We start from the raw sequence: 27,000 nt of genomic DNA on the forward strand, positions 1-27,000 counted from the left end.
GGGTTTCCTTGCAAGTCACTCGATACGTAGGTAGTTCAAGGCCGGTCGATCAGGCGTCCGCCGTCGGCCAGTAGTAGGCGTCCGGCATGGCGCGGGCGCCGAAAATGGCCTGGCCGACGCGCACGACGGTGGCGCCTTCTTCAATCGCAATTTCAAAGTCGCCGGACATGCCCATCGACAACTCGCCCAGGCCGACACCCGCCGGGGCGCTGTCACGCAGGCGTTCGCGCAACTCACGCAGACGTACAAAGCACGGGCGCACGCGGACCACATCGGCGGAAAACAGCGCCAGGGTCATCAAGCCGCGAACCCGCAGCGCGGAAAACGCCGGCAGGGCCTGTAGAAAATCCGCCACGGCATCCGGCGCCAGCCCGTACTTGCTGGCCTCGCCGGAGGTGTTGACCTGGACAAACACATCCAGCTGGCGCCCCTCGATCTGCAAGCGACGGTCCAGCGCCTCGGCTACCCGCAGGCTGTCCAGCGCCTGGAACTCACTGGCAAAGCGCGCGACCTGCTTGGCCTTGTTGGTTTGCAGATGGCCAATCACCGACCATTGCAGGTCGGTCAGGTCGGCCATTGCCTCCCATTTGCGCTGCGCTTCCTGCACCTTGTTTTCCCCCAGCAACCGACAACCGGCGGCGTAGGCCAGGCGCAGATGCGCTTCATCAAAGGTCTTGCTCACCGGCAGCAGGCGCACGCTCGCCGGATCGCGTCCGACCCGCGCACAGGCGTCGCTGATCCGTTGCTGCACCGCCGCCAGGTTGCGGCGGAAATCCTCCACGCTGGTGGCCTGCGGATAGCGGCCGTGACCTGAGTGCAGGGTGCCGAGGTGTTGCGGTTGGGCGATAGTCACTGGGTCGCCTCCTTGACGGTCACGTCGGTCTCGGCCACTTGTGCCTTGCGCCGTGGCAGGCGGCCGTTGAGCACGGCGTACGCGGTCAGCCCGATCAATAGCCCCCAGAACGCGCCACCGATGCCCAGCAGGGTGATGTTGGCGGCGCACGCCAGGAAGGTAATCAGCGAGGCCTCGCGGGATTTGACGTCCGCCATGGCGCTGGCCAGGCTCCCGCCGATGGTGCCGAGCAGCGCCAAGCCGGCCAGCGTCGTGATGAACGTGGCCGGGAACGCCATGAACACAGCGGCCAGCGTCACCCCGAACACACCGATGAGGATGTAGAACACGCCCGCCGCTACCCCGGCGACCCAACGCTTGGACGGGTCTTCCGACGCTTCCTTGCCGGTGCAGATCGCTGCAGTGATCGCCGCCACGTTGAACGCATGGGAGCCAAACGGAGCCATGAGCAGCGAGCCCAGCCCGGTCACGGTCAGGATCGGGTTGGCGCTGGTCTTGAAGCCATCGTTGCGCAGCACCAGCATGCCCGGCATGTACTGGCCCGTCAGCGTGATCAGAAACAGCGGCAGCGCCACGCTGAGCAGCGCATTCAGCGAAAACTCAGGCGCGGTGAACACCGGCGCGGCCAATTGCAGCGACAGCCCGGACAGGTCCACGCGGTTCTGCGTCAACAGAAACACCAACCCCAGCACCAGGATGCCGACTACGGCGTAACGGGCGGTAAAGCGTTTGAGCACGATGTAGGCGACGATCAGCAACCCCACCAGCACCGGGTCCAGGCTCATGCCACCAAACGCACCGATACCGAATTGCAGCAGGATCCCGGCGAGCAACGCCGCCGCAACACCTGGCGGAATCAGCCGGATGACTTTTTCAAAGCAGCCCGACATCCCCAGCAATACGAAGGCGACCGCGGAAATAATGTACGCGCCGACCGCCTCCGCGTAGGGCGTGGTGGACAACGCCACCACCAGGAACGCCGCGGCGGGCGTCGACCAGGCGGTGATGATTGGCTCGCGGCTGACCCAACTGAGAAACAGCCCGGTCACGCCGACGCCAATCGACACCGACCACACCCACGATGCCGTCAGCTCCGGACTGAGCCCGGCGACCCTGGCCGCCTGGAACACCAGGATAAAGGTCCCGCCATAGTTGACGATCACCGAGATTAGCCCGGCGATCACGGGATGAAACAGGTCGCGCAAGCGCAGCGACGACGGTGATCTCAGAGAAGACATGACGGATTTGCTCCTGACAGAACGAGGTTTCAGGCCCCGCGAGGTGGATAATTTTTAACCCTGAAATGGCTGGTTTTGCCCCGACACTTGCGCCAGCTTGACCAGACCACTTGGCAGACCGCCCGGGTTCAGCCATGCACGCGGGCAAAACCCTGCATGAAGTCGCCCAGCGCCGCGACGGAATCGAGCGTGACCGCGTTGTAGAGGCTGGCGCGCAATCCGCCGACCGAGGCGTGCCCCTTGAGCCCGTAGAAGCCGGCCTGTTCGGCGCGCTGCACAAAGGTCTTTTCCAGCGCGGTATCGGCCAGCCGGAACGGCACGTTGTTGATCGAACGAAACGGCACTTGCACGCTGTTGCGATAGAACCCGTCGCTGTTATCGAGCACGCCATAGAGCAACTCGGCCTTGGCCTGGTTGAGCCGGTGCAGGGCCTCGACGCCGCCGCTGCGCTTGATCCATTGGAGCGTCAGGTGGGTGAGATACCAGGGGAAGGTCGCCGGCGTGTTGAGCATCGACTGCGCGTCGGCGATGCGCGCATAGCTGAGGATGTCGGGGGTGAACGCCTGGGCGGCATCCAGCAGCGCCGGGTCGACAATCACCACCGTCAGCCCGGCAATGCCCATGTTTTTTTGCGCGGCGGCATAGATCAAGCCGTGCCGGGCCACGTCGATCGGCTTGGAAAGCAGGCTTGAGCAGGCGTCGCATACCAGCGGCACAGTGCTGTCGGGCACATCGGCAAATTGCACGCCGTGCACGGTTTCGTTCTCGGTGTAGTGCAGGTAGGCGGCGTCCGGGTTGAGGTTCCAGCCCGCCACGGCGGGGACGCGATCAAATCCGTCGGCCTTGGCGCTGGCGGCGATACGCACGTCGCAGTAACGCTGGGCAGCCTCGATGGCCTTGCCCGACCAGAGACCGGTATGCAGGTAGTCCGCGCTGCGTTTGTCGCCCAACAGGTTCATCGGCACCTGGGCAAATTGCAGCGAAGCACCGCCTTGCAGGAACAGCACCTTGTACGCGGCGGGCACCTGCAACAGCTCCCGCAGGTCCTGTTCGGCCTGGTGGGCGACTTCCATGAAGATCCCGCTGCGGTGGCTGATTTCCATCACCGACATGCCCGTGCCCGCAAAGTCGAAAAACTCCTCATGGGCTTGGCGCAGCACTTCCATGGGCAATGCCGCAGGGCCCGCGCTGAAATTGTGTGACCTGGCCATAATTGACGACTCCCTGTCGAAGCATGCACGCAGCATCTGGAATGGCCGCCGATGAAGGCGGTGGCAGGGTTTGAAGTCTACGGATAGACTGGCCTGCCGCTACAGGCCAATTCACGGAAGTTAGGCAGACCACATGGCAAAAACGTTCGAGTTGGAGACGCTGCAGATGCGGCTCAAGGATGCTGAATTCCAACTGCTGGACCTGCACCAGCGCATTCAACGCGCCTTGCGCGCCCTGATCCTGGAAGGCGCACTCGCCCCCGGCCTCAAGCTGCCGGCGACGCGGGTGTTGGCCAAGTCATTGGGGATCGCCCGCGACACCGTGGAAAACGCCTACGTGCAGTTGCACCGCGACGGTTTCATCGTGCGCCGCGAAGGTTCCGGCAGCTACGTGTGCGACGCCATCGGCACCGACTTGCGCGGCGCCTCGCGCCGACGCATCAAGGCCCAGGAAGTCAAAAGCAACCAGGCCATACCCGGCGCCGGCTTGAGCCAGCGCGGGCGAATGATCCTCGACAGCGGCGGCGTCACCGATCAACAGGTGATCAAGGCGTTCGCCACCGGCCTGCCGGAAACCCGCACCTTCCCCACCGACGTGTGGGAGCGCCTGCAACGCCAGGTGATGAAGGACTATCGCAGCCATGTGCTGTTGCACGGCGACCCCCAAGGCGCCGAGCCGCTGCGCAAGGCCATCGCCACCTACCTTAACCTCGAACGTGGCGCCAAATGCTCGCCGGACCAGGTGCTGGTGCTGAGCAGTACCCGCCAGGCGCTGTTCCTGTGCGCCCAGTTGCTGGCAGACGTGGGCAAACCGATCCTGCTGGAAAATCCGGGCTACTACGGCGCCAAGAAAGCCTTTGAAACCGCCGAGACCAAGGTGCTGCCCATCGATGTCGACGAGCACGGCATTCGCACCGACCTGCTGTACGCCGACCGCAGCGGCGCCCACTGCGTGTACGTCACGCCTTCGCACCAATACCCGACCGGCGCCACGCTGACCCTGGAGCGCCGCCTCGAACTGATCAACTGGGCCGCGGAAAAAGGCAAATGGCTGATCGAAGATGACTACGACAGCGAGTTTCACTACGACGGCAAACCCACCGCCTGCGTGCAGGGCCTGGACAAGTACCAGCGCACGCTTTACATCGGCACCTTCAGCAAGACCCTCTACCCCGGCCTGCGCATGGGCTACATGGTGCTGCCCCGCGAGCTGGTCAAGGCCTTCACCTACGCCCGCAGCATGATGGACGGCCACACGCCGCAGATCCTGCAACTGACCCTGGCGCGCTTTATGGAAGACGGTCACTACAACGCCCACGTGCGCGCCATGCGCAAGCTCTACGCGGGGCGCCAGTCGATCATGCTGGACGCGATCGGCAAGCACTTGGCCGGGGTGGTGACGGCCTGGCGCCCGCAGGGTGGCTTGCAGATCCCGTGTCTGCTGCATGAAGGCTGGTCGGAAGAGAAAACCATCCGCCAGGCCGCCAGTGCCGGTGTGCAGTTGTCCGGCCTCAGCCGACTGTATGCCGGCGAGGAAAAGAAGCAGGGCTGGCTGCTCGGCTATTCGTCCTTGACCGCCTACGAGATCGAAGCCGCCATGCTGCGCCTGGCGAATGCGCTGAAAACCCGCTAGTGACCCAGGGCGTAGTTCATCAACAGGCGCTGCGCCTGGGCATACATCCGCGCGCGCCGCAGCTTGTTGGCGCACGCTGTCGCGGCGGTCTGCGCTGGCGTGCGCAGGGTTTTGTGACGGGAGCGATGAGCGATGTCCGGCATGGCAGGTCCTTCTTCTGGCAAGTGGCGGGAGGCGTCAGTAGGGCAGCCTGAAGCGCTTGGTCAGGCTGGCGACGCCTTCGCGGATGGACGTCGCGGTGCGGCGGTCGAAGGTGCCGCTGCGGACCCCGCCGAGCAAGGCCAGGATCATGTCGCCGATTTCCTGGAACTCTTCGATGCCCATCCCCCGCGAGGTGCACGCCGCGCTGCCCAGGCGGATACCGGAGGTGACGTTGGGCTTGGCCTGGTCGCCCAGTACCGCATTGCGATTCAAGGTGATGCCGATCTGTTCCAGGGCGTGTTCGGCGACATTGCCCGCCAGGCCCCAGGGCCGCAGGTCAATCACCGCCAGGTGCGAGTCGGTGCCCTGGGACACCACCGACAACCCGCCCTCCGCCAGCCGTCCGCACAAGGCCCGGGCGTTGGCGATGACGGCATGGGTATAGGTGCTGAAGCCCGGTTGCAGGGCCTCGCCCAAGGCCACCGCCTTGGCCGCGATGATGTGCATCAGCGGCGCGCATTGCAGGCCTGGGAACACCGCCGCGTTGATTTTTTGCGCAATCACCGGGTCATTGCACAGGATGATTCCCCCACGTGGCCCGCGCAGTGTGGTGTGCGTGGTCGCCGTGGTGACATGGGCAAACTCGATCGGCGACGGAAACGCGCCGCCCGCGACCAGCCCGGCCACCTCGGCGATGTCGACCATCAGGTAAGCGCCCACCTCGTCGGCAATTGCGCGAAACCGCGCGTAGTCCAGCGTGCGCGAGTACGCCGAAGCGCCGGCGATCAGCAGTTGCGGTCGCTCTTGTCGGGCGATGCGCTCGACTTCCTCCATGTCTACGCGATGCGTCTGCGGGTGCACGCCATAGCTCAAGGCCTGGAACCATCGACCTGAGAGGTTGAACCGCGCGCCATGGGACAGGTGCCCGCCAGCCTTGAGGTCCAGCCCGAGGATCTTGTCCCCCGGCACCAGCAAAGCCAGCAACACCGCCTGGTTCGCCTGGCTGCCCGAATAGGGTTGCAGGTTGGCGTAGGCGCAATTGAACAGCCGCTTGGCGCGTTCGATGCCGAGGTTTTCCACCACGTCGACGTTGTGGCAACCGGCGTAATAACGCCGACCGGGGTAACCCTCGGCGTGCTTGTTGGTGAGGATCGATCCCTGGGCTTCGAGCACGGCGCGGCTGACCACGTTTTCCGTGGCCGTCAGCTCAATGGAATGGATCTGGCGCAGACGCTCGGCTTCGATCGCGCCCCAGACTTCGCGGTCCACCTGGGACAAGTGATCGGCACTGACGAATGGCAGCGCACATCCGTCCCTTCGAGCGAAATTCGGCATATTGACTCCTGTCGGCGCACATCGAATAGCAAGCCACACCCGCCAGCGGGCTTATCCATGGCCGACTACCCTAACGGCCTCCCGACGCGCCAGATAGACCATTGCGTGCCGGTTCTACAGACCACTTCGCAACCACACACCTTGTATCCCAGGGCACATCGCAAGCGGCTGGCATAACCCTACAAGTGGTCTGGTTACTCCGCCCGCAATGGACTACTGCGCAAGACCATAGCCTGCTTAATATCTGCGCCGATTCGAGCCGCAATGGCTTTTCCAATGCCCCGGCTCAACAAACGACTCTTCGCTCATTGAACAGGTTCAGCCATGTCGATCGTTCGTATCGGACTGCTCTCACAGGTCGCCACGGCGCACTTTGTCAGCCATTTGCACATCATGGTGCTGGCGGCATTGTTTCCGGTGTTGCCGGCGTTTCTGGGCGTCAGTTATGTGGAACTGGGCGTGGCGCTGAGCCTGTTCAATATCGTCACGGCGCTGGTGCAGGCCCCCATGGGTTACGCCGTCGACCACTATGGCGCCCGGCGCCTGCTCATCGCCGCCGTGGCCTTGGGCAGCCTGAGCTTCCTGCTGATTGCGCTGTTCCCCAACTACACCTGCCTGCTGATCGCCATGGTCCTGGCGGGGCTGGCGAATGCGGTCTATCACCCGGCGGACTACGCACTGCTCTCCCAGGCGATCAACCCCGCCCATATCGGCAAGGCGTTTTCGGTGCACACCTTTGCCGGTTTTCTCGGCGCAGCCGTGGCCCCGGTATTGCTGCTCACGATTGCCACCGCCAGTCATCCGGGCCTGGCCTTCGTGGCGGCCGCGCTGGTGGGCGTGGTGGCGCTGGGGGTATTGCTGCTGCCCGGCTCGGGGCTGGCAGAAGTGAGCCATGTACGCCGCGTCGCCACGCCGTCCGACAGCAACGGCGGCCGACGGGCCGTGCTGCTCTCGCCGATGATCCTGAGCCTGACCTTGCTGTTTGTGGTGTTGAACCTGAGCACCAGCGCGATTGAAAAATTCTCTGTCGCGGCATTGATGCAAGGCCAGGGCGTGGCACTGACCTGGGCCAATGCGGCACTCACCGCATTCCTGTTCGCCAGCGCCTTTGGCGTGCTGGCCGGCGGTGCGCTGGCGGATCGGACCCGACGCCACGGCCTCGTCGCCGCCCTCGCCTTTGCACTGGCCGGCGTACTGATCCTGATTGTGGCCAACGCCGAATTGGGCGACATGGCCTTGCTGATCACCCTGGGCAGCGCCGGCTTCTTGACCGGCCTGATCGCCCCGTCCCGCGACATGCTCGTCCGCGCCGCCTCACCCAAGGGCGCCGAGGGCAAAACCTTTGGCATCGTCAGCACCGGCTTCAACATCGGCGGCACGCTGGGGCCGGTCGGTTTCGGCTGGCTGCTCGACAGGGGCCACCCCGACGCCATCTTCTGGGCCAGCGCCGCTTTCATGGGATTGACCGTGGCGTTGACCTTGATGCAGTCCTGGTACCTGGAGCGATCAAACCCATCAACCGCACCGCTTGTGGCCCTTAAATGACCCAGGACAACACCGTGCCAACCGAATTGCCGCAGACTTGAAAAGCGCATGCCTGTAGAAAAAAAACACATGCGCAAACCAGACACAGACAAAAAAATAGCCTGACCAATGGGAAAGAAAACATGGACCGTTTGAACTGTGGAACCGATGACGTGGTTCAGAACATGCTGACGAAATTATCCGGCCTGTGGAAAACCCGCGCCGCCGTCAACAACCCACAACCCGACTACTGGAACCTGGCCTTCAACCCGGCCAAGCAGGATTTCAGTGCTTGCCTGCTGCCGTTCCGCGATCACCAGGCGTGGCGCGAAGCCCCGCAGGCCCTGCAATCGCAGTGCCTGTCCTACGCCTGGGGGATCTACAACCTCAAGACCATCTACATCGAATGCGATGTGGTGGTGCCTGCCTGCGAAGACATCATCAAGACCCCACCACCCAGCCAGAACCGCGCCTTGCTGCAAGACGTGATGTCCCAGGCGCTGCTGGACGAGGCGCTGCATACGCGTATGTCGATCATGGCCTGCAACTACATCTACGACATGCGCAAACTCAAGCCGCTGGACTTCAGCGCGTTCAACCTGGTGACCTGGCGCGAAGGCCTGTTGGCCAACTGCACCGCCGAATGGGAACGGCGCCTGACCCGCTTTGGGGTCGCGTGCGCCAGTGAGACGCTGATCACCGACTACCTCAAGACCATGGCGGAAGACACCAGCATCCAGGCGATCTGCCATGAGGTCACCCGCACCCACGCCATGGACGAATGGAGCCATTCCAGCGTGTTCAGTTTCGTCGCGTCCGACATCGTGCACGGCCTGAGCCGCAAGGAGCGCGAGTACCTGCGCGCGGTGATTCTCAAGACCGTGCAGATGTTCGCCAACAACGAAATGGGCGCCTGGTCGAGCGTGTTCGCGATGCTCGACTTCCCCCATGCCCAGGACATCCTGCATGACGTCGGCGACAACAATGAGATCAGCGTCTACACCGACTCGGTCGAAGCCCTGATCGACCGCATCGGCCTGACCGGCAACGGCCTGGGCAACGTTGACAGCGCAATGGACGCCCTTCGCGAAAAGGCCCGCGCATGAACGGCATGACACTTCAGGCACGCTGCGAAAGCGTTACCCATGAAACCGCCGACATCAAGGTCTTCGCCCTGCGCGCCCACGGCGCCAGCGCCGAGTTTCTCGACGGCCTGCGCCCCGGCCGGCACGTGGCGGTGAGTTACCCGGACACCACCGGCACGCCGCAGCAGCGCCTGTATTCGATCACCCGCACACCGGCGGCGGACCTGTTTGAAATTGCGGTCAAACGCGAAGGCCACGGCGGCGTCTCCGACCAATTGCACGCGACCTTGTGCGCAGGCGAAACGGCACCGATGCACTTTGTCGCCGGCGACATTTGCCTGGCCTCGATTGTGGATTGCCAGCGGGTCGGCATGCTCGCCGGCGGCATTGGTATCACGCTGCCGATCGCCTTGCTGCGCGGCCTGCGCGAACGTGCACAGCGCGGCTTGGCGGTGCCCGACGTGGCGCTGGTGTTGTGCGTACCGAGCATTGCCCAGATCCCGTTCTTGCAGGAGCTGCTGGAGCTGGAACTGACCACGGCGTGGTTCGCCTTGCAGGTGTTTGTCACCCGCGAGACGGTCAAGAGCAACGGCCACTTCAAGGCCGGGCGCCCCGGCGCCGCCGACCTGAGCCTGCTGGGCGCACCCGAGGCCGTGGTGATTTGCGGCAGCCAGGCATTTGCCCAAGGCATGCGCGAACACACCACGGCGCTGTTTCCTGACAGCACGCTGTTGATCGAATCGTTCACGCCGGTAGCGGCCCCCGCAGCGGCGGCCGAATCGCCGTCTAGCGTGCGCTTGCAGCTCAAGGACACCGACCAGGTGGTTGAAGGTCCCGCCGGCCAAAGCCTGCTGGCCATGCTCGAAGCCGGTGATATTGCCGTGCGCAGTCTGTGCCGGGCAGGGATCTGTGGGGTCTGCCGGGTCAAGGTGTCCGACGGCGACTACACCCTGCAACCGGACTTCTGCCTCAGCGATCAGGACAAGCAGCAAGGCTATGCCCTGGCCTGCTGCACCTTCCCGCGTTCCGGGACGCTCAACGTAGACCTGAACCCGCCGGCATGAACCGGCACTTAATCGCTTTCACACACGAGTTTTTTCCATGAAGACTGCAATTGCGCTGCGCCACATACATTTCGAGGACGCCGGCACCCTGGAAGCCGTCCTGGCCGCACAGGGTTACGCACTGCACTACCTTGACCCCATGCTCGACACACTCGACAGCGCGCACGTGCAAAAGGCCGACCTGCTGATCGTGCTGGGTGGCCCGATCGGGGCCTACGACGAGCAGCTTTATCCGTTCCTGCATGACGAGCTGGCGCTGATCAACCAGCGTTTGCAGTCGGGCAAACCGATGCTGGGGATCTGCCTGGGGGCACAACTGATTGCCCGCGCCCTGGGTGCCAAGGTGTACCCGCTGGGCGTCAAGGAAATCGGTTTTTCAGCCCTGACCCTGACCACGGCCGGGCAGGATTCGGTGCTCGCGGCGCTGCAAGGCACCCCCGTACTGCACTGGCACGGCGACCAATTCGATATTCCCAAGGATGCCGTGCACCTGGCCAGCACGGCGGTCGGTGCCCACCAGGCATTCGCCCTGGGTCGCAACGTGCTGGCCCTGCAATTTCACCTCGAAGCCGATGTAAACAAGCTCGAACACTGGCTGGTCGGCCATGCCTGCGAACTGTCGCAAACCGGCATCAACCCCCACGCCTTGCGCGCCGCCGCCATCGAGCTGGGCGACCGCCTGACCGTGGCCGCCCGCGCCGTGATCAACGACTGGCTGGACGCACTGGAATCGCCAGCACAGCACTGAACAGCAGGCCGTCGACCGTGACAGCCACCTGAGCGACACCCACTAAAAACACAAGGATGAGGAATTAACATGATCGTAGTTTTGTTTGAGCTGCAAGCGCTGCCGGGCCAGGGCGAGACCTATGTCGATCTGGTCAACAAGCTGACGCCGATGCTTGAGCCCATGGAAGGCTTCATCTCCGTGGAGTGCTTTCAAAGCACCCTGAACCCCAAGAAAGTCATGTCGGTGACCACCTGGCGCGATGAAGAAGCCGTGGTCCAATGGCGCAACGTAACCGCGCACCTGTCGGCGCAAAAAGCCGGCCGCGACAAGATCTTCGACGACTACCGCGTGCGCGTGACCTCGGTGATCCGTGACTACGGCCTGCGTGATCGGGTCCAGGCGCCGTACAACGAGGTGATCGACGCCCAGCCAGCGGGCGCCACCGTGTAACCCTCGGCTTACGCGCTTGAGCAACGCCGGTGTATGGGAATCGCTATCCCGTACACCGGCGTTGCCGTGTCTGGGTCAACGAAAGCGGTCAACCTCATGGCGCAGGCCCGCCGCCAATGTCTCCAGCTCCTTGGCGGTAATCGCCAGGTTCGACACCACTTCACGCTGCTCGCTGTTGGCCAGGGCAATGCTTTGCAGGTTGCTGCTGAGCAAGGTCGCGGTGCTGCTCTGCTCCTGGGTCGCGGTGGTGATCGCGGCAAACTGCTGCCCCGCCGAACGGCTTTGCTCATCGATGCGCGCCAGGGCCGACGCGACATCGGCGTTGCGCGACAGGCCTTCCTGCATCAATACGTTGCCATGCTCCATGGTGCTGATGGCGTTGCCGGTCTCCTGCTGGATGCTCTGGATCATCCCGGAAATCTCGTCGGTGGCCTGGCGGGTACGCGAGGCCAGGTTGCGCACTTCATCGGCCACCACGGCAAACCCACGGCCCTGCTCACCGGCGCGCGCGGCTTCGATGGCGGCGTTGAGCGCGAGCAGGTTGGTCTGGTCGGCGATGGAGGTAATCACGCCGACGATCCCACCGATTTCCTGGGAACGCTGGCCGAGGGTGTTGATCACCGTGGCCGTGCTGTTCAAGGCGGTGGCGATGTGCTCCAGGGACGACGACGCCTCTTGCATCGAATTGCGGCCGATGCGCGTCTGCTGGGCGTTTTCCTGGGCCAGGCGTTCGGTGCTGCCCATATTGTCGGCAATGTTCAACGAGGTGGCGCTGAACTCTTCCACCGCGCCGGCCATGCTGGTGATCTCGCCGGATTGCTGCTCCATGCCTTCATAGGCACCGCCAGACAAACCGGACAACGCCTGGGCGCGGCTGTTGACCTCTTCGGCGGCCTTGCGGATATGCGAAACCATGGTCGACAGCGCTTCACCCATCTGGTTGAAGCTGCGTGCCAGTTGGCCGATTTCGTCATGGCTGGAGACGTTCAGACGGGCACTCAAATCGCCCGCGCCGAGGGCTTCGGCCTGGCGTACCAGGTCGCTCAACGGCGCCAGCTTGCTGCGTAGCAACCACACCGTTGCGCCCACCGCCAGCAACATCGCCAGTACGCTGCCGATGATCAGGCGAATCCCGACCGACCACGTCACGGAGCGAATCTCTGCCTTGGGCATGCTCGCCACCACCGACCACGGCCCACCGTCGAACGGCACCGCGACGCTGTAGAAGTCTTCGTTCTTGTCGCTCCAGAAGCGCCCTTCACCCGGCTTTTTCGCCAGGTCGACGATCACTGGGGCCGCCTGGTCCAGCGCCTGCACGCCCGCGGGCGGCACCAGCCAGTGTTTCTGCTCATCGAGCAGCGCCAGGGAGCCGGTCTGGCCGATGCGGAAACGCTTGAGGTTATCGAACTGGGCGTTTTGCGCGTCGGTGTAGTCGAAACCGACAAACAGCACCGCGATGACTTTGCCCGCGCTATCGCGCACCGGCGTGTACTGGGTCATGTAGGAACGTTCGAACAACACTGCACGGCCGACGTAGCTTTGCCCGGCCAGCAGGCGTTGATAGGCCGGATGCTGGTGATCCAGCGCGGTGCCGATGGCACGGCTGCCGTCCTGTTTGGTCAGGGACGTGCTGACGCGCACAAAGTCCTCGCCCGTGCGCACAAACACGGTGGCCACGCCGCCCGAGGTGTCCTTGAACTCATCGACTTCGGCGAAATCGTTGTTCAGCACCGCGTTGCCCAGGTACAGGCCCGGGGTCTGCACGCCGGCCACGCTCACCGGCTGGTCGGCACGCACACTCAAACCGGCGCCGAAGCGCTTCTCGAACAACCCGCTCAAGCGCTGGGTACTTTCGCGCAAGGTGCTGTGGAAGGTGTTGAGTTGATCGGCGAGCAGGCGCGCTTCGCTGGCCAGGTGTTCCTCGCGGGTGTCGAGGTTGGCGGAGTCGAGGGAACGCAAGGCAAACACCGTACTGCCGCTGATGACGACAGCCAGAATCACGGCGAGCGCGAGGCCTAGCTGGGAAGCAATCCGAGCACGAGGTTGAGACATGACAGCTCCTGGCCGAGGCCAGGATCATCCTGATCTCATAGCGCTGCTCGGCAAATTATCGGGTGGGTAGTGTTGGAGTACGATGGTTCCAACACACCTACTTCGGCGGCGCCGAGCAATACTTGAGCACTGTGCAGGGGGATCACGCAAACGATTGCTATACCGAGCCATCCCCCTTCAATCGAGGCGCTCTACCGCCGGCAGTGCCATGGCCTGCACCTCGCTCTGGAGAAAGTCCGCCAAGCGGCGCAGGCGCTCACCGCCGGGACGGGTTTTCGGCCACACCAGATAGTAATTTTCCCCACTGGCCACGGCAGTTGGCCACGGCAGGCTCAATCGCCCCTGGGCGACGTCTTCGGCCACCATCAGCAAGTCCCCCATGGACACGCCGTAACCCCGCGCAGCGGCGATCATGCCCAGCTCAAGGGTATCGAACACCTGCCCGCCCTTGAGCGAGACCTGCGACGACAAGCCCATGCGTTGCAGCCAGTTGCGCCAGTCACGGCGGTCGGGCGTGGGATGCAGCAACTCGGCAGTGGCCAGGCGCGCAGCGTCCCATGGGCCGTCGTCCAGCAGGTTCGGCGCGCCCACCGGGATCAACAACTCAGGGAACAGGTAGCAGGCTTCCCAGTCCGCCGGAAAATGCCCGTCGCTCAACAGCACCGCGCAGTCGAACGGCTCCTGGTTGAAGTCCACCTCGTCCACGCTCATCCACGCGCTGGTCAATTGCACCTCGTTGCCCGGCTGCAACGCGCGGAACCGGCTGAGCCGCGCCAGCAGCCAGCGCATGGTTAAGGTGGACGGCGCCTTCATGCGCAGGATGTCATCTTCGGCGTTCAAGGTATGGCAGGCCCGCTCAAGGGCGGCGAAGCCTTCACGCACGCCCGGTAGCAGCAGGCGGGCCGCTTCGGTGAGCTGCAACGTACGGCCGCTGCGCTGGAACAGGCGGCAGGCGAAATGTTCCTCCAGGGTGCGGATGTGCCGGCTCACCGCGCTTTGGGTGATGGACAGCTCCTCTGCCGCGCGGGTGAAAGAGTGGTGTCGGGACGCGGCTTCAAATGCGCGCAACGCGTAAAGCGGAGGAAGACGACGAGACATAGGGAAGGCTCCGACAGCAGGATGCCGAAACCCTACCAGAATCATTCAGGCATGAGTTTTAATCATGCAAGTGATCGCTTTTATCCCTTTGTGCAATAGGCCCAGAGCGCCGAGAATCAACCCTTCCACAACCCTATGACTTTTTGAGCGTGATGATCATGCAGCATCCGGCACGTACCGAACTCTGGGCCATTCTGCGGCTGTCAGGGCCGTTGATTGCCTCACAGTTGGCGCACATGTTGATGGTGCTGACCGACACGCTGATGATGGCCCGCCTGAGCCCCGAAGCCTTGGCCGGCGGAGGCCTGGGCGCGGCCAGCTATTCGTTCGTGTCGATTTTCTGCATCGGCGTGATTGCGGCGGTGGGCACCCTGGTAGCGATCCGGCATGGCGCGGGCGACATCGACGGTGCAACACGCCTGACCCAGGCCGGGCTGTGGCTGGCCTGGCTGATGGCGCTGGCCGCCGCCCTGCTGCTGTGGAACCTCAAGCCGGTGCTGCTGATGTTCGGCCAGACCGAAACCAACGTGCACGCCGCCGGGCAATTCCTCACGATCCTGCCCTTCGCCCTGCCCGGCTACCTGAGCTTCATGGCCTTGCGCGGTTTCACCAGCGCCATCGGCAAGGCCACCCCGGTGATGGTGATCAGCCTGTGTGGCACGGTGCTCAACTACCTGCTCAACCACGCCTTGATCGAAGGCATGTTCGGCTTGCCGAAACTGGGTTTGATGGGCATCGGCCTGGTGACCGCGATTGTGGCCAACGGCATGGCGTTGGCGTTGATGTGGTACATCCGCAGCAACCGCGCCTATGCTGCCTACCCGCTGGGCACCGGCCTCCTACGCCTGAACACGCACTATCTGCGCGAACTGTGGCGCCTGGGCCTGCCGATTGGCGGCACCTATGCGGTCGAGGTCGGACTGTTTGCCTTCGCCGCGCTGTGCATGGGCACCATGGGCAGCACGCAGCTGGCGGCGCATCAGATCGCCCTGCAAATCGTCTCGGTGGCCTTCATGGTGCCGGCGGGAATGTCCTACGCGGTGACCATGCGTATCGGCCAGCATTACGGTGCCGGGCAACTGCTGCAGGCACGTTTGGCCGGCCGGGTCGGCATCGGCTTTGGCGCCGCGGTGATGTTGGGATTTGCGGCGGTGCTGTGGCTGTTTTCCGACCCATTGATAGGACTGTTCCTCGACCATAACGACCCGGCATTCCACGACGTGATCGTCCTGGCCGTCAGCTTGCTGGCCGTGGCGGCGTGGTTCGAGTTGTTCGACGGGGTGCAGACCATTGCCATGGGCTGCATTCGTGGGCTGAAGGACGCCAAGACCACTTTCCTGGTGGGCCTGGGTTGCTATTGGCTAATCGGTGCACCGTCGGCGTGGCTGATGGCGTTCACCCTCGGTTGGGGGCCGACAGGCGTGTGGTGGGGTTTGGCGCTGGGGCTGGCGTGTGCGGCGGTGAGCCTGACGTGGGCGTTTGAGGCGAAGATGAAGCGGATGATCCGCCACGAGCCGCAGGCCCAAGCCACATTTCAGGCGGCACACGCGGAGTAACGACCTAACCAGGTCTACAACTGTGGGAGCGGGCTTGCTCGCGAATGCGCTGGGTCAGCCAAATAGTCAGTGACTGATACACCGCATTCGCGAGCAAGCCCGCTCCCACACAAGCCCGCTCGCACAGTCGACCGGCGTTGCAATTCAACCCAGTAAAGCCTCACGGCCTTTGCCGAAGGTCAGGTACTCGATCAGCTCCGGCAACGGCAACGGCTTGCTGATCAGATACCCCTGGGCCTGGTCGCATCCAAACAACCGCAACAACGCCAGTTGCTCAGGGGTTTCCACACCCTCGGCCACCACTTCCAGGTTGAGGTTGTGGGCCAGGTTGATCATCGCGTGCACCAGCTTGCGGTTCTCTTCGCGCTCTTCCATGCCGCCGACAAAGCTCTTGTCGATCTTGAGCAAGGCAATCGGCAGGCTGTTGAGGTGCACGAACGATGAAAAACCGGTGCCGAAGTCATCCAGGGAAAAGCGCACGCCGAGGCGACCGAGGGCGTCCATGGTCTGCTTGACCAGATCGCTGCGGCGCATCACGGCGGTTTCGGTGAGTTCGAATTCCAGCCATTGCGCTTCCACGCCGCGTTCGGCGATCAGCCGGCTGAGGGTGGAGAGCAATTGGCTGTCCTGGAACTGGCGGAACGACAGGTTGACCGCCATGTGCAACGGCGGCAGGCCACGTTCGCGCAGGTCTTGCATGTCGCGCAGGGCCCGGGAAATCACCCAGTAACCCAACGGCACGATCAGCCCGCTTTGCTCGGCCAGGGGCACGAATTCGCTGGGCGGCAACAGGCCGCGCTCGCCGTGACGCCAGCGCACCAGGGCTTCGAGGCCGACGATGTGCCCGTCGTCCAGGTCCAGGCGCGGCTGGTAGTGCAACTCCAGCTCATCCCGACGCAAGGCGCGGCGCAGTTCGCTTTCCAGGTCGGCCAGGCTGCGCGCGTTACGATTGATGCGTTCGTTGAAAATATGAAAGGTGCAGCCCTGTGTGCTCTTGGCTTGCTGCATGGCGATGTGGGCGTGCCACATCAGCGGGTCGGCGCCAGCACGCGCACGCGCATGGGCCATGCCCAGGCTGCAACCGATCAACAGGCTTTCACCGTCCACCCAGTAGGGTTCGGCCATGACCTCGGTAATGCGTTCGGCCATCCACTCGGCGCGCTGGGGCGCACGGCGGGTGTCGATCAGCAGGGCGAATTCGTCGCTGCCCAGGCGCGCCAGTTGGTCGCCGGCTTCCAGCTGGCTCTTGAGCCGCGAGACCACTTGCAGGATCAACCGGTCGCCGGCCTGGTGCCCGAGGGCGTCGTTGGCGTGACGGAAATTGTCGAGGTCCAGGTGACCGAGGGCCAGGCCGCGACCTTCATTCTCGGCCAGCCGCGCCGCCAGCAAGGTCTGGAAACCCTGGCGGTTGGCGATACCGGTCAGCGGGTCTTGCTCGGCGAGGCGTTGCAGGGTGTTTTCCAGCACACCGCGTTCGCGCACATGGCGCAGGCAGCGGCGCAATGTATCGGCGTCCAACACCGTGCGAACCAGCCAATCGCTGGCACCCAACGGCGGCACCAGCGGCTCCTGCTCCAACAGCAACACACACGGCAAGCTGCAACGACCGGGAGCGGGTTGCAGGCCTGGCGTGGTCAATAGCACGGCACCGTGGTCGTCATCAAACAGACGACTTACGGAATCCCAATTTGGTGCACTGATCAGCACAGCCCCATCGCCCATCGGCGCCAGGCACTCGCGCAACAACGCTGCCCATGCCGGCTCATCGGCCAGCAGCAGCAAACGCAAGGGTTCGACAGGCGTAGACAAGCTAGCTCCCTAGACTCTGCAAGATTTCGTTGGCGACAGGCAGTATGACGTGCGGCCTGACAATCACCAATGATAGGGGTTATCAAATACACAGACTGCACGCAGTTAGTCGCAAATGCCCTGACATCCTGCGGCAAAGTAGCAAAACCGGCAAATTTAGATCGAGTGGTACGTCACACCGTCGTTCTGAGAGAGCAGAATCCTGCCAGCCTGTTAAAATGCCCGCCCTTTTGAACAACGACTCCTGAAATTCTGTATGTCCCGACTCAATCCCCGGCAGCAAGAAGCCGTGAACTACGTCGGCGGCCCTCTATTGGTGCTCGCCGGCGCAGGCTCCGGCAAGACCAGCGTGATCACCCGCAAGATCGCGCACCTGATCCAGAACTGCGGCATCCGCGCCCAGTACATCGTCGCCATGACCTTTACCAACAAGGCGGCGCGGGAAATGAAAGAGCGCGTCGGCACCCTGCTCAAGGGTGGCGAAGGCCGTGGCCTCACCGTGTGTACCTTCCACAACCTGGGCCTGAACATCATCCGCAAGGAGCATGCACGCCTGGGCTACAAACCCGGCTTCTCGATCTTCGACGAGACCGATGTGAAGTCGCTGATGACCGACATCATGCAGAAGGAATACGCAGGCGACGACGGCGTGGACGAGATCAAGAACATGATCGGCGCCTGGAAGAACGACCTGATCCTGCCGCCCCAGGCCCTGGAAAACGCACGCAACCCCAAGGAACAGACCGCCGCCATCGTCTACACCCACTACCAGCGCACGCTCAAGGCGTTCAACGCGGTGGACTTCGACGACCTGATCCTGCTGCCCGTGAAGTTGTTCGAGGAACACGCCGACATCCTCGAAAAATGGCAGAACAAGGTGCGCTACCTGCTGGTGGACGAATACCAGGACACCAACGCCAGTCAGTACCTGCTGGTGAAAATGCTCATCGGCAAACGCAACCAGTTCACCGTGGTAGGCGACGATGACCAGTCGATCTACGCCTGGCGCGGCGCCCGCCCGGAAAACCTGATGCTGCTCAAGGACGACTACCCGTCCCTGAAAGTGGTGATGCTGGAGCAGAACTATCGCTCCACCAGCCGCATCCTGCGTTGCGCCAACGTGCTGATCTCGAACAACCCCCACGAGTTTGAAAAACAACTGTGGAGTGAGATGGGCCACGGCGACGAGATCCGCGTGATCCGCTGCCGCAACGAAGACGCCGAAGCCGAGCGCGTGGCCGTGGAAATCCTCAGCCTGCACTTGCGCACCGACCGGCCCTACAGCGATTTCGCGATCCTGTATCGCGGCAACTACCAGGCCAAGCTGATCGAGCTGAAATTGCAGCACCACCAGGTGCCGTATCGCCTGTCGGGCGGCAACAGCTTTTTCGGACGTCAGGAAGTAAAAGACCTGATGGCCTACTTCCGGCTGATCGTGAACCCGGATGACGACAACGCCTTCCTGCGCGTGATCAACGTGCCGCGCCGCGAGATCGGTTCCACCACCCTGGAAAAGCTCGGCAACTACGCGACCGAACGCAAGATCTCGATGTACGCCGCCACCGACGAGATCGGCCTGGGCGAACACCTGGACACCCGTTTCACCGACCGCCTGTCGCGCTTCAAGCGCTTCATGGACAAGGTCCGCGAGCAGTGCGCCGGCGAAGACCCGATCAGCGCCCTGCGCAGCATGGTCATGGACATCGACTATGAAAACTGGCTGCGCACCAACAGCTCCAGCGACAAGGCCGCGGATTACCGCATGGGCAACGTCTGGTTCCTGATCGAAGCGCTGAAGAACACCCTGGAAAAAGACGAAGACGGCGAGATGACCGTCGAAGACGCCATCGGCAAGCTGGTGCTGCGCGACATGCTCGAACGCCAGCAGGAAGAGGAAGACGGCGCCGAAGGTGTGCAGATGATGACCTTGCATGCATCCAAGGGCCTGGAATTCCCCTACGTGTTCATCATGGGCATGGAAGAGGAAATCCTCCCACACCGCTCCAGCATCGAAGCCGACACCATCGAGGAAGAACGCCGACTGGCCTACGTGGGCATTACCCGCGCCCGTCAGACCCTGGCCTTCACCTTTGCCGCCAAGCGCAAGCAATACGGCGAAATCATCGATTGTGCCCCCAGCCGGTTCCTGGATGAACTGCCGCCGGACGACCTGGCCTGGGAAGGCAATGACGACACCCCGACCGAGGTGAAAGCCGTTCGCGGCAACACCGCCCTGGCGGACATACGCGCGATGCTAAAGCGCTAGAATCGACTACTTTTCAATCTACTTTCGACGCGAATTGCGTCAACAGAGGAAGCTTTCGTGGAAGCACTGCACAAGAAAATTCGCGAAGAAGGCATCGTGCTTTCCGATCAGGTACTCAAGGTCGACGCCTTTCTGAACCACCAGATCGATCCGGCGCTGATGAAACTGATCGGCGACGAATTCGCTGCGCTGTTCAAGGATTCGGGCATCACCAAGATCGTCACCATCGAAGCCTCGGGCATCGCGCCGGCGATCATGACGGGCCTGAACCTGGGGGTCCCGGTGATTTTTGCACGCAAGCAGCAATCGTTGACCCTCACCGAAAACCTGCTGTCGGCGACGGTGTACTCCTTCACCAAGAAGGTCGAAAGCACCGTGGCGATCTCGCCGCGCCACCTGACCAGCAGCGACCGTGTACTGGTGATTGATGACTTCCTGGCCAACGGCAAGGCGTCCCAGGCGCTGATTTCGATCATCAAGCAAGCCGGTGCCACCGTTGCCGGCCTGGGGATCGTGATCGAGAAATCGTTCCAGGGTGGCCGTGCAGAGCTGGATGCGCAGGGTTATCGGGTTGAGTCGCTGGCACGGGTGAAGTCGCTGGAGGGTGGTGTGGTGACCTTCATCGAGTAAGCACTACTCCTGAACGCACACGGTTAAAAATGTGGGAGCTGGCTTGCCTGCGATCGCGGTGGTACAGCGACATTGATGTCGCCTGACACTCCGCTATCGCAGGCAAGCCAGCTCCCACAGTTGGTTTTGTGTGGGTTGTTAGTGCGCGGTGGCCTGTAGGCCGGCGAGCAGCAGGCGCTGGTACAAGTCCTCTTTCAGCCCTTCCGGCTGATCCAACCCCATCCGTTTCAAGTGCTCTGGAAACACCTCCGGCTCCGGCGCATCCAACGCCGCCTTGCCCAACTCCAAAATCTCCGTCAGCTTGAATTTGCTCTTGAGCCAGTTCAACGCGCGCAACAGATCCCGCTCCTCATCGGTAAAGTCGCTGCCCAGCGGGTACTCCGTAAATAACCGTCGATGCCGGGCCTGGATACCTGTGAGCCGCTGCGGCGTGTTGTCGGCAAAGCGCGGATCGAGCTGAAAATCCTTGGGCAACTTGCCGGCCTTCTGTGCCTGTTCGATCAAGTCGTGCTGGAAGCGTGAGTCGGTGATATTGAGCAACGCCTCAATCACCTTGGCATCCGTCTGACCGCGCAGGTCGGCGATTCCGTACTCGGTGATGACAATGTCCCGCAAGTGTCGGGGAATGGTGCAGTGGCCGTAGTCCCAGACGATATTGGAGCTGACCTCCCCCGCCGCCTCGCGCCAGCTGCGCAGGATCAGGATCGAGCGCGCGCCCTCCAGCGCATGGCCCTGGGCCACGAAGTTGTACTGCCCGCCCACACCGCTGAGTACCCGGCCATCTTCCAACTGGTCGGCCACCCCCGCACCAAGCAAGGTGACCATGATTGCGCTGTTGATAAACCGCGCATCCAGGCGTTGCAGGCGCTTGAGTTCTTCCTGGCCGTACAGCTCGTTGATGTAGCTGATGCGGGTCATGTTGAATTCAAGGCGTTTGCCGTGGGTCATCTCCTGTAGGCGCTGGTAAAAACTCCGCGGCCCGACAAAGAAACCGCCGTGGATCGAAACCCCATCCGGTTGCGCGGCATCGTCCAGGGTGCCGGCGTTGGCCTGTTCCTGGGTCGGCACATCCGGGTAGACCTTGCGCCGCACAATCCCGGCATCGGCCAGCACCAGCAGACCGTTGACGAACATTTCGCTGCAACCGTAAAGGCCGCGGGCGAAGGGTTCGACGCCGCCTTCATGGCTGATCAGCGGCGCCCACTGGTACACGTCGAGGTCGGTCAGCAACGAGCGGTAGGCTTCGTTGTCGGCCTGGCGCGCCAGCAGCGCGGCGGTCAGCGCATCGCCCATGGAGCCGATGCCGATCTGCAAGGTGCCGCCATCGCGCACCAGGGTGCTGGCGTGCAGGCCGATAAAGTGGTCCTGAAACCCCACCGGCATGTTTGGCGTGGAGAACAGCGTGGTGCTGTCCTTTTCGTCGATCAGGTAATCAAAGGCGTCCATGCCCAGTTCGGAATCACCGGGCATGTAGGGCAACTCGGTGTGGACCTGGCCGACGATCAGGACGGTTTCCCCGGCGGCGCGGCGCTTGGCGATCATCGGTAGCAGGTCGAGGGTGATGTCAGGGTTGCAGCTCAGGCTCAGGCGATCAGGATGCTCGGCGCTGCTGGCCACCAGTTGCGCCACCAGGTTCAGGCCGGCGGCGTTGATGTCCCGGGCGGCGTGGCTGTAGTTACTGCTGACGTAATCCTGCTGGGCCGAAGTGCTGTGCAGCAGGCTGCCGGGCTGCATGAAGAACTGCTGCACGCGGATGTTGTGTGGAAGGCTGTCTTTGCGTAGGTCGGCGAGAAAATCCAACTCGGGATAATCGCCAAACACCCGTTCAATAAAAGGTTCGAGAAAGCGTTTCTGCAAGCCGTCGCCCAGGGTTGGACGGCCCAGGCTCAGCGCGGTGTAGATCGTCAGCGCCCGCTCCGGCAGCTTGGCAACGCGCCGGTACAACGCATTGACGAACAGGTTGGGCTTGCCCAGACCCAACGGCATGCCCAAATGAATATGCGCCGGCAAACGCGCGAGTACGTCGTCAACTGCTTGCTCGATTGAACACAACTGCACCATCCGACCCTCCTGAACATTCCGTGATTAGGGGTTGGACAGAGAGTGGCGGGTGTTTGCTGCAATGAACAGCCCTCAGCACACATAACGGGCACAAAAAAGCCGCTCGTAAGCGGCTTTTTTGGCGAAGATCGGCGGATTAAAGCCCGGACATCTTCTTGATGGCGCCCTTGAGGTCGTCATCCGAGCAATCAGCGCAGGTGCCTTTTGGCGGCATGGCGTTGATACCGGTGATCGCCTTGGCCAGGATGCCGTCGAGGCCGCCCTGGTGGTCGGCGCGCTCTTTCCAGGCGGCGGTGTCACCGATTTTCGGCGCGCCCAACAGGCCGGTACCGTGGCAGGCGTTGCAGTGCTTGGCAATGATGTCATCCGGGGTTTTCGCCCCGCCTCCACCAGCGGCGACAGCGACTTCCATCCCCTTGCATTCCTGGCCCTGGACGCAGACTTGGCCGACCGGCTCCAGGCGTTTGGCAATGTCATCATTGGTCGCAGCTTGAGCGCTGACAGCCCATAGGGCCAGTACGGTTGCTGGTGCAGCCAGCATTTTCATAATTAGGTTCACGCGTTCACCCTCAATGGTGGCTATTCACGCCTGCGGCCACGGTTTCGCAGGCGGCGAAAGTATAACGGTTAGCCCGCCGGGCCGAAACAACCCTATTAAATAAAGGGGGATTCGGCCCTGCGGATACGGCTGCGGGAACCTCTGCAACGCTGGCAGGGCGCCTCTTTTGTTAAAAGTTCGCGGGTGTGGCTGCGCTGATTAGTCGCGCCGGCACATCGAACGGATTGCGAAAACGATGGGGCTTGGTGCTTTCAAAGTAGTAGCTATCGCCGGCTTCGAGCACAAAAGTTTCAAGACCGACCACCAATTCCAGACGACCTTCCACCAGAATCCCGGTTTCTTCGCCTTCATGGGTGAGCATTTCTTCGCCAGTGTCGGCGCCCGGCGGGTAGATCTCGTTGAGAAACGCAATCGCCCGGCTGGGGTGCGCCCGGCCTACCAGTTTCATGGTGACGGCGCCGTCAGAGATGTCGATCAGCTCATTGGCTTTATAGACGATCTGCGTCGGTATTTCCTGGAGGATCTCCTCGGAAAAGAACTCGACCATGGACATGGGGATACCGCCCAGCACCTTGCGCAAGGAGCTGATCGAGGGGCTGACGCTGTTTTTTTCGATCATCGAAATGGTGCTGTTGGTGACACCCGCACGCTTGGCGAGCTCGCGCTGGGAAAGACCCTTCAGTTTACGGATGGATTGCAGTCGTTCGCCGACGTCCAATGCAGGAGCCTCCTAGGATTCAGGCTTTGTTGTAATTGAGCGTTATCATGGCGACAGCGTTCAGTATTTACAACACTTGGGCCTAAATCCCGGGCAGCGGCGTTCGTAGCGGGCGGTCAATCGCCGCAATAGAGCCTTGGCACTCGGCGCAGGTTGCAGAAGATCTGGTAGGGAATGGTTTCGGCGGCAGTGGCGAGGTCGCTGGCGAGGATGTTTTTGCCCCACAGCTCCACGGTCGAACCGAGACCCGCCTCAGGCACGTCCGTCAGGTCGATGCACAGCATGTCCATGGACACACGGCCGAGCAATTGGCTGCGCTGCCCGGCGACCAGTACCGGCGTACCGGTCGGCGCGTGGCGCGGGTAACCGTCGGCATAGCCCATCGCAACCACGCCGATGCGCATCGGTTTTGGCGTGATGAACTTGGCGCCGTAGCCCACCGGCTCGCCGGCCGGCAGTTCACGGACGCAAATGACTTTGGATTCCAGGGTCATCACCGGCTGCAAGCGCGCGGCCACGGCCTGGTCTTCGCCAAACGGCGTCGCGCCGTACAGCATGATGCCGGGGCGCACCCAGTCGCTGGACACGTTGGGCCAGCCCATCACCGCCGGCGAGTTGCGCAGGCTGACCTCGGCCGCCAGGCCTTGGCGCGCCGCGTCGAAGACCGCCACTTGCTCATCGCTGCGCGCACAATCAAGCTCATCGGCGCGGGCGAAGTGGCTCATCAATACGATCTTGGCCACTTTGCCGCTGGCCAGCAGGCGCTGGTACGCCTCGTGATAATCCTTGGGATGCAGGCCGACGCGGTGCATGCCGGAGTCAAGCTTGAGCCAGATGGTCAGCGGCTTGCTCAGCCTGGCCTGCTCGATCGCCTCCAGCTGCCACAACGAATGCACCACGCACCACAAATCATGCTCGATGATCAGTGGCAGCTCGTCAGCCTCGAAAAAACCTTCCAACAGCAACACCGGCGCGCGGATACCGGCGGCGCGCAGCTCCAGCGCCTCTTCGATACACGCCACGGCAAACCCATCGGCGTCGGCCTCCAACGCCTGGGCCACCCGCACGGCACCGTGGCCATAGGCATCCGCCTTGATCACGGCAAGGGCCTTGGCCCCCGTGACTTCACGGGCCAATTGGTAGTTGTGGCGCAGGGCTTGGAGATCGATCAGGGCACGGGCAGGACGCATGGCGGCAGGCTTCTAGGCGACAGAGTGAAGAAAAACCGATGCCGCCCAATAACGTCGGCACCGGGGGAGGATCTGGGTTTACGGCAGCGCAGCCACGACCGACAGCTCTACCAGGATTTGCGGTTCGCACAACTTGGCTTCGACCGTGGCGCGGGCCGGGGCGACGCCCTTGGGCAGCCACTTGTCCCACACCGCATTCATGCCGGCGAAATCGGCGTCGATGTCTTTCAGGTAGATCGTCACCGACAGCAACTTGGTCTTGTCCGTACCGGCCAGGTCCAGCAAACGCTCGATATTGGCCAGGGTTTCACGGGTCTGCTGTTCAATCCCGGCGTTCATGTCGTCGCCGACTTGCCCGGCCAGATAGACGGTGCCGCTGTGGACTACGATCTGGCTCATGCGCTCATTGGTGAGCTGGCGCTGGATTGACATGTTTTGCGGACTCCTGGTGGTTGCCGTAACGGGAAATATCGAGGCCTGCGGCGCTGATCTGCGGGGTTTTCCTGGCCATCAGATCGGCCAGCAAGCGGCCCGAGCCACACGCCATGGTCCAGCCGAGGGTGCCGTGGCCGGTGTTCAGGAACAGGTTCTTGAACGGCGTGGCACCGACGATCGGCGTGCCATCGGGTGTGGTCGGGCGCAGGCCGGTCCAGAAAGTCGCTTCGGCCAGATCGCCGCCCTGAGGATAAAGGTCGTTGACGATCATCTCCAGGGTTTCGCGCCGACGCGGGTTGAGCGACAGGTCAAAACCGGCGATTTCCGCCATGCCGCCAACGCGGATGCGGTTGTCGAAGCGGGTGATCGCGACCTTGTAGGTTTCGTCGAGAATGGTCGAAGTCGGGGCCATCGCCGGGTTGGTGATCGGCACGGTCAGCGAATACCCCTTGAGCGGGTACACCGGCGCCTTGATCCCCAGCGGCTTGAGCAATTTGGGCGAGTAACTGCCGAGGGCCAGTACGTAGCGGTCGGCGGTTTCCAGCTTGCCGTCGATCCACACGCCGTTGATGCGTTCGCCGGCGTAGTCGAGGCGCTGGATGTCCTGCTCGAAGCGAAATTCCACGCCCAACTGCGTGCACATCTCGGCCAGGCGCGTCGTGAACATCTGGCAGTCGCCGGTCTGGTCATTCGGCAGGCGCAGGGCACCGGCGAGGATGTCGGTGACGCTGGCCAGGGCCGGCTCCACACGGGCGATACCGGCACGGTCAAGCAGTTCGAACGGCACGCCGGACTCTTTCAGTACGGCGATGTCCTTGGCGGCGCCATCGAGTTGGGCCTGGGTGCGGAACAACTGGGTAGTCCCCAGGCTACGACCTTCGTAGGCAATGCCGGTCTCGGCGCGCAGTTCGTCGAGGCAGTCACGGCTGTATTCGGACAAGCGCACCATGCGTTCTTTGTTTACCGCATAGCGGCTGGCGGTGCAGTTGCGCAGCATCTGCGCCATCCACAGGTATTGATCGACATCGGCAGTGGCCTTGATCGCCAGCGGTGCGTGGCGTTGCAGCAGCCACTTGATGGCTTTGAGCGGTACGCCCGGTGCCGCCCAGGGCGAGGCGTAGCCTGGGGACACCTGGCCGGCGTTGGCGAAACTGGTTTCCATGGCAGCGGCGGGCTGACGGTCGACCACGACCACTTCAAAGCCGGCCCGCGCCAAATAGTAGGCACTGGTCACACCAATGACGCCGCTACCCAAGACCAGAACGCGCATTTTTATATCCTCATCGCGGGCGTGGCCGCTGACGTGTGTTGTTCGAGCAATGATGAGCGCAGTTTAAAAAACAATGACCAGTGCATTTCACT

Annotated in this window: 23 protein-coding genes; 9 read left to right on the plus strand and 14 right to left on the minus strand. The window is 62.8% G+C overall.

Annotated elements, in window-relative coordinates; genetic code table 11:
- Positions 1-49: 49 nt before the first annotated feature.
- The 3 genes from AC3ISR_RS27505 to serC form a co-directional block, all read right to left on the minus strand.
- Positions 50-853: a YggS family pyridoxal phosphate-dependent enzyme gene (locus AC3ISR_RS27505; RefSeq protein WP_463983683.1), complete on the minus strand. Its 804-nt coding sequence runs from the start codon at positions 851-853 to the stop codon at positions 50-52.
- The gene (locus tag AC3ISR_RS27510) at positions 850-2,091 is read right to left on the minus strand and encodes a benzoate/H(+) symporter BenE family transporter (protein ID WP_463983684.1); all 1,242 of its coding nucleotides are present in this window, start codon (positions 2,089-2,091) and stop codon (positions 850-852) included. The genes AC3ISR_RS27505 and AC3ISR_RS27510 overlap by 4 nt, the downstream gene beginning before the upstream one ends.
- 128 nt (positions 2,092-2,219) lie before the next feature.
- A complete protein-coding gene (gene serC, locus AC3ISR_RS27515) occupies positions 2,220-3,302 on the minus strand; it encodes a 3-phosphoserine/phosphohydroxythreonine transaminase (RefSeq protein ID WP_192297983.1) in 1,083 nt (360 codons plus the stop codon).
- Between the two features lie 133 nt (positions 3,303-3,435).
- On the opposite strand from serC, the gene pdxR reads away from it, so the two are divergent.
- On the plus strand, positions 3,436-4,935 hold the full coding sequence (pdxR, locus tag AC3ISR_RS27520; RefSeq protein WP_192297984.1) for a MocR-like pyridoxine biosynthesis transcription factor PdxR: 1,500 nt from the start codon (positions 3,436-3,438) through the stop codon (positions 4,933-4,935).
- Here the strand turns inward: pdxR and AC3ISR_RS27525 are convergent.
- Positions 4,932-5,078, minus strand: coding sequence for a hypothetical protein (locus AC3ISR_RS27525; protein WP_192297985.1), 147 nt, complete (start codon positions 5,076-5,078; stop codon positions 4,932-4,934). The genes pdxR and AC3ISR_RS27525 overlap by 4 nt on opposite strands.
- 34 nt (positions 5,079-5,112) lie before the next feature.
- The gene (locus AC3ISR_RS27530; protein WP_463983685.1) at positions 5,113-6,411 is read right to left on the minus strand and encodes a serine hydroxymethyltransferase; all 1,299 of its coding nucleotides are present in this window, start codon (positions 6,409-6,411) and stop codon (positions 5,113-5,115) included.
- A 324-nt stretch (positions 6,412-6,735) separates the two neighbouring features.
- Here AC3ISR_RS27530 and AC3ISR_RS27535 point away from each other — a divergent pair, with 324 nt between their 5' ends.
- The 5 genes from AC3ISR_RS27535 to AC3ISR_RS27555 all read left to right on the plus strand — a co-directional run bounded on the left by AC3ISR_RS27535 (position 6,736) and on the right by AC3ISR_RS27555 (position 11,264).
- Positions 6,736-7,956: an MFS transporter gene (locus AC3ISR_RS27535; protein ID WP_192297987.1), complete on the plus strand. Its 1,221-nt coding sequence runs from the start codon at positions 6,736-6,738 to the stop codon at positions 7,954-7,956.
- Between the two features lie 164 nt (positions 7,957-8,120).
- Positions 8,121-9,041, plus strand: a complete 921-nt coding sequence (locus AC3ISR_RS27540) for an AurF N-oxygenase family protein (RefSeq protein WP_489324524.1) — start codon at positions 8,121-8,123, stop codon at positions 9,039-9,041.
- Complete coding sequence (locus tag AC3ISR_RS27545) at positions 9,038-10,084, plus strand: 2Fe-2S iron-sulfur cluster-binding protein (protein WP_192297989.1); 1,047 nt, start codon at positions 9,038-9,040, stop codon at positions 10,082-10,084. Before AC3ISR_RS27540 ends, AC3ISR_RS27545 begins: the two co-directional genes overlap by 4 nt.
- Before the next feature lie 37 nt (positions 10,085-10,121).
- Complete coding sequence (locus tag AC3ISR_RS27550) at positions 10,122-10,832, plus strand: glutamine amidotransferase (RefSeq protein WP_463983686.1); 711 nt, start codon at positions 10,122-10,124, stop codon at positions 10,830-10,832.
- A gap of 69 nt (positions 10,833-10,901) precedes the next feature.
- Positions 10,902-11,264 carry an antibiotic biosynthesis monooxygenase family protein gene (locus tag AC3ISR_RS27555; protein ID WP_192297991.1) on the plus strand — a complete coding sequence of 121 codons (363 nt, stop codon included), beginning with the start codon at positions 10,902-10,904 and terminating at the stop codon, positions 11,262-11,264.
- Positions 11,265-11,339: 75 nt separating this feature from the next.
- On the opposite strand, the gene AC3ISR_RS27560 is transcribed toward AC3ISR_RS27555, so the two are convergent.
- Both AC3ISR_RS27560 and AC3ISR_RS27565 read right to left on the minus strand, forming a co-directional pair.
- Positions 11,340-13,316, minus strand: coding sequence for a methyl-accepting chemotaxis protein (locus tag AC3ISR_RS27560; RefSeq protein WP_305391737.1), 1,977 nt, complete (start codon positions 13,314-13,316; stop codon positions 11,340-11,342).
- A 177-nt stretch (positions 13,317-13,493) separates the two neighbouring features.
- The gene (locus AC3ISR_RS27565) at positions 13,494-14,414 is read right to left on the minus strand and encodes a LysR substrate-binding domain-containing protein (RefSeq protein ID WP_192297993.1); all 921 of its coding nucleotides are present in this window, start codon (positions 14,412-14,414) and stop codon (positions 13,494-13,496) included.
- Positions 14,415-14,566: 152 nt separating this feature from the next.
- Between AC3ISR_RS27565 and AC3ISR_RS27570 the strand changes: the two genes are divergently transcribed.
- Entirely contained in the window at positions 14,567-15,970 is a 1,404-nt protein-coding gene (locus tag AC3ISR_RS27570) for a NorM family multidrug efflux MATE transporter (RefSeq protein ID WP_192298244.1), read from the plus strand.
- 144 nt (positions 15,971-16,114) lie between these two features.
- On the opposite strand, the gene AC3ISR_RS27575 is transcribed toward AC3ISR_RS27570, so the two are convergent.
- Positions 16,115-17,779 (minus strand): putative bifunctional diguanylate cyclase/phosphodiesterase, encoded by a 1,665-nt coding sequence (locus AC3ISR_RS27575; RefSeq protein ID WP_192297994.1) that lies wholly within the window; start codon positions 17,777-17,779, stop codon positions 16,115-16,117.
- Positions 17,780-18,035: 256 nt separating this feature from the next.
- On the opposite strand from AC3ISR_RS27575, the gene rep reads away from it, so the two are divergent.
- Both rep and AC3ISR_RS27585 read left to right on the plus strand, forming a co-directional pair.
- The gene (rep, locus tag AC3ISR_RS27580; RefSeq protein ID WP_192297995.1) at positions 18,036-20,045 is read left to right on the plus strand and encodes a DNA helicase Rep; all 2,010 of its coding nucleotides are present in this window, start codon (positions 18,036-18,038) and stop codon (positions 20,043-20,045) included.
- Between the two features lie 57 nt (positions 20,046-20,102).
- A complete protein-coding gene (locus tag AC3ISR_RS27585) occupies positions 20,103-20,675 on the plus strand; it encodes a xanthine phosphoribosyltransferase (RefSeq protein WP_025856334.1) in 573 nt (190 codons plus the stop codon).
- Positions 20,676-20,813: 138 nt separating this feature from the next.
- On the opposite strand, the gene AC3ISR_RS27590 is transcribed toward AC3ISR_RS27585, so the two are convergent.
- From AC3ISR_RS27590 to dadA, 6 genes are all read right to left on the minus strand, one after another.
- Complete coding sequence (locus AC3ISR_RS27590; protein ID WP_463983687.1) at positions 20,814-22,736, minus strand: acetyl-CoA hydrolase/transferase C-terminal domain-containing protein; 1,923 nt, start codon at positions 22,734-22,736, stop codon at positions 20,814-20,816.
- Positions 22,737-22,872: 136 nt separating this feature from the next.
- Positions 22,873-23,283, minus strand: coding sequence for a c-type cytochrome (locus AC3ISR_RS27595; RefSeq protein WP_042945469.1), 411 nt, complete (start codon positions 23,281-23,283; stop codon positions 22,873-22,875).
- 181 nt (positions 23,284-23,464) lie between these two features.
- The gene (locus AC3ISR_RS27600; RefSeq protein WP_003176893.1) at positions 23,465-24,013 is read right to left on the minus strand and encodes a cupin domain-containing protein; all 549 of its coding nucleotides are present in this window, start codon (positions 24,011-24,013) and stop codon (positions 23,465-23,467) included.
- 116 nt (positions 24,014-24,129) lie between these two features.
- Positions 24,130-25,203 carry an alanine racemase gene (alr, locus tag AC3ISR_RS27605; RefSeq protein WP_463983688.1) on the minus strand — a complete coding sequence of 358 codons (1,074 nt, stop codon included), beginning with the start codon at positions 25,201-25,203 and terminating at the stop codon, positions 24,130-24,132.
- A gap of 78 nt (positions 25,204-25,281) precedes the next feature.
- Complete coding sequence (locus AC3ISR_RS27610) at positions 25,282-25,635, minus strand: RidA family protein (protein ID WP_034110260.1); 354 nt, start codon at positions 25,633-25,635, stop codon at positions 25,282-25,284.
- A complete protein-coding gene (gene dadA / locus AC3ISR_RS27615; RefSeq protein WP_192297998.1) occupies positions 25,607-26,908 on the minus strand; it encodes a D-amino acid dehydrogenase in 1,302 nt (433 codons plus the stop codon). Before dadA ends, AC3ISR_RS27610 begins: the two co-directional genes overlap by 29 nt.
- Positions 26,909-27,000 lie beyond the last annotated feature (92 nt).

This window comes from Pseudomonas sp. GL_117, from assembly GCF_057835125.1.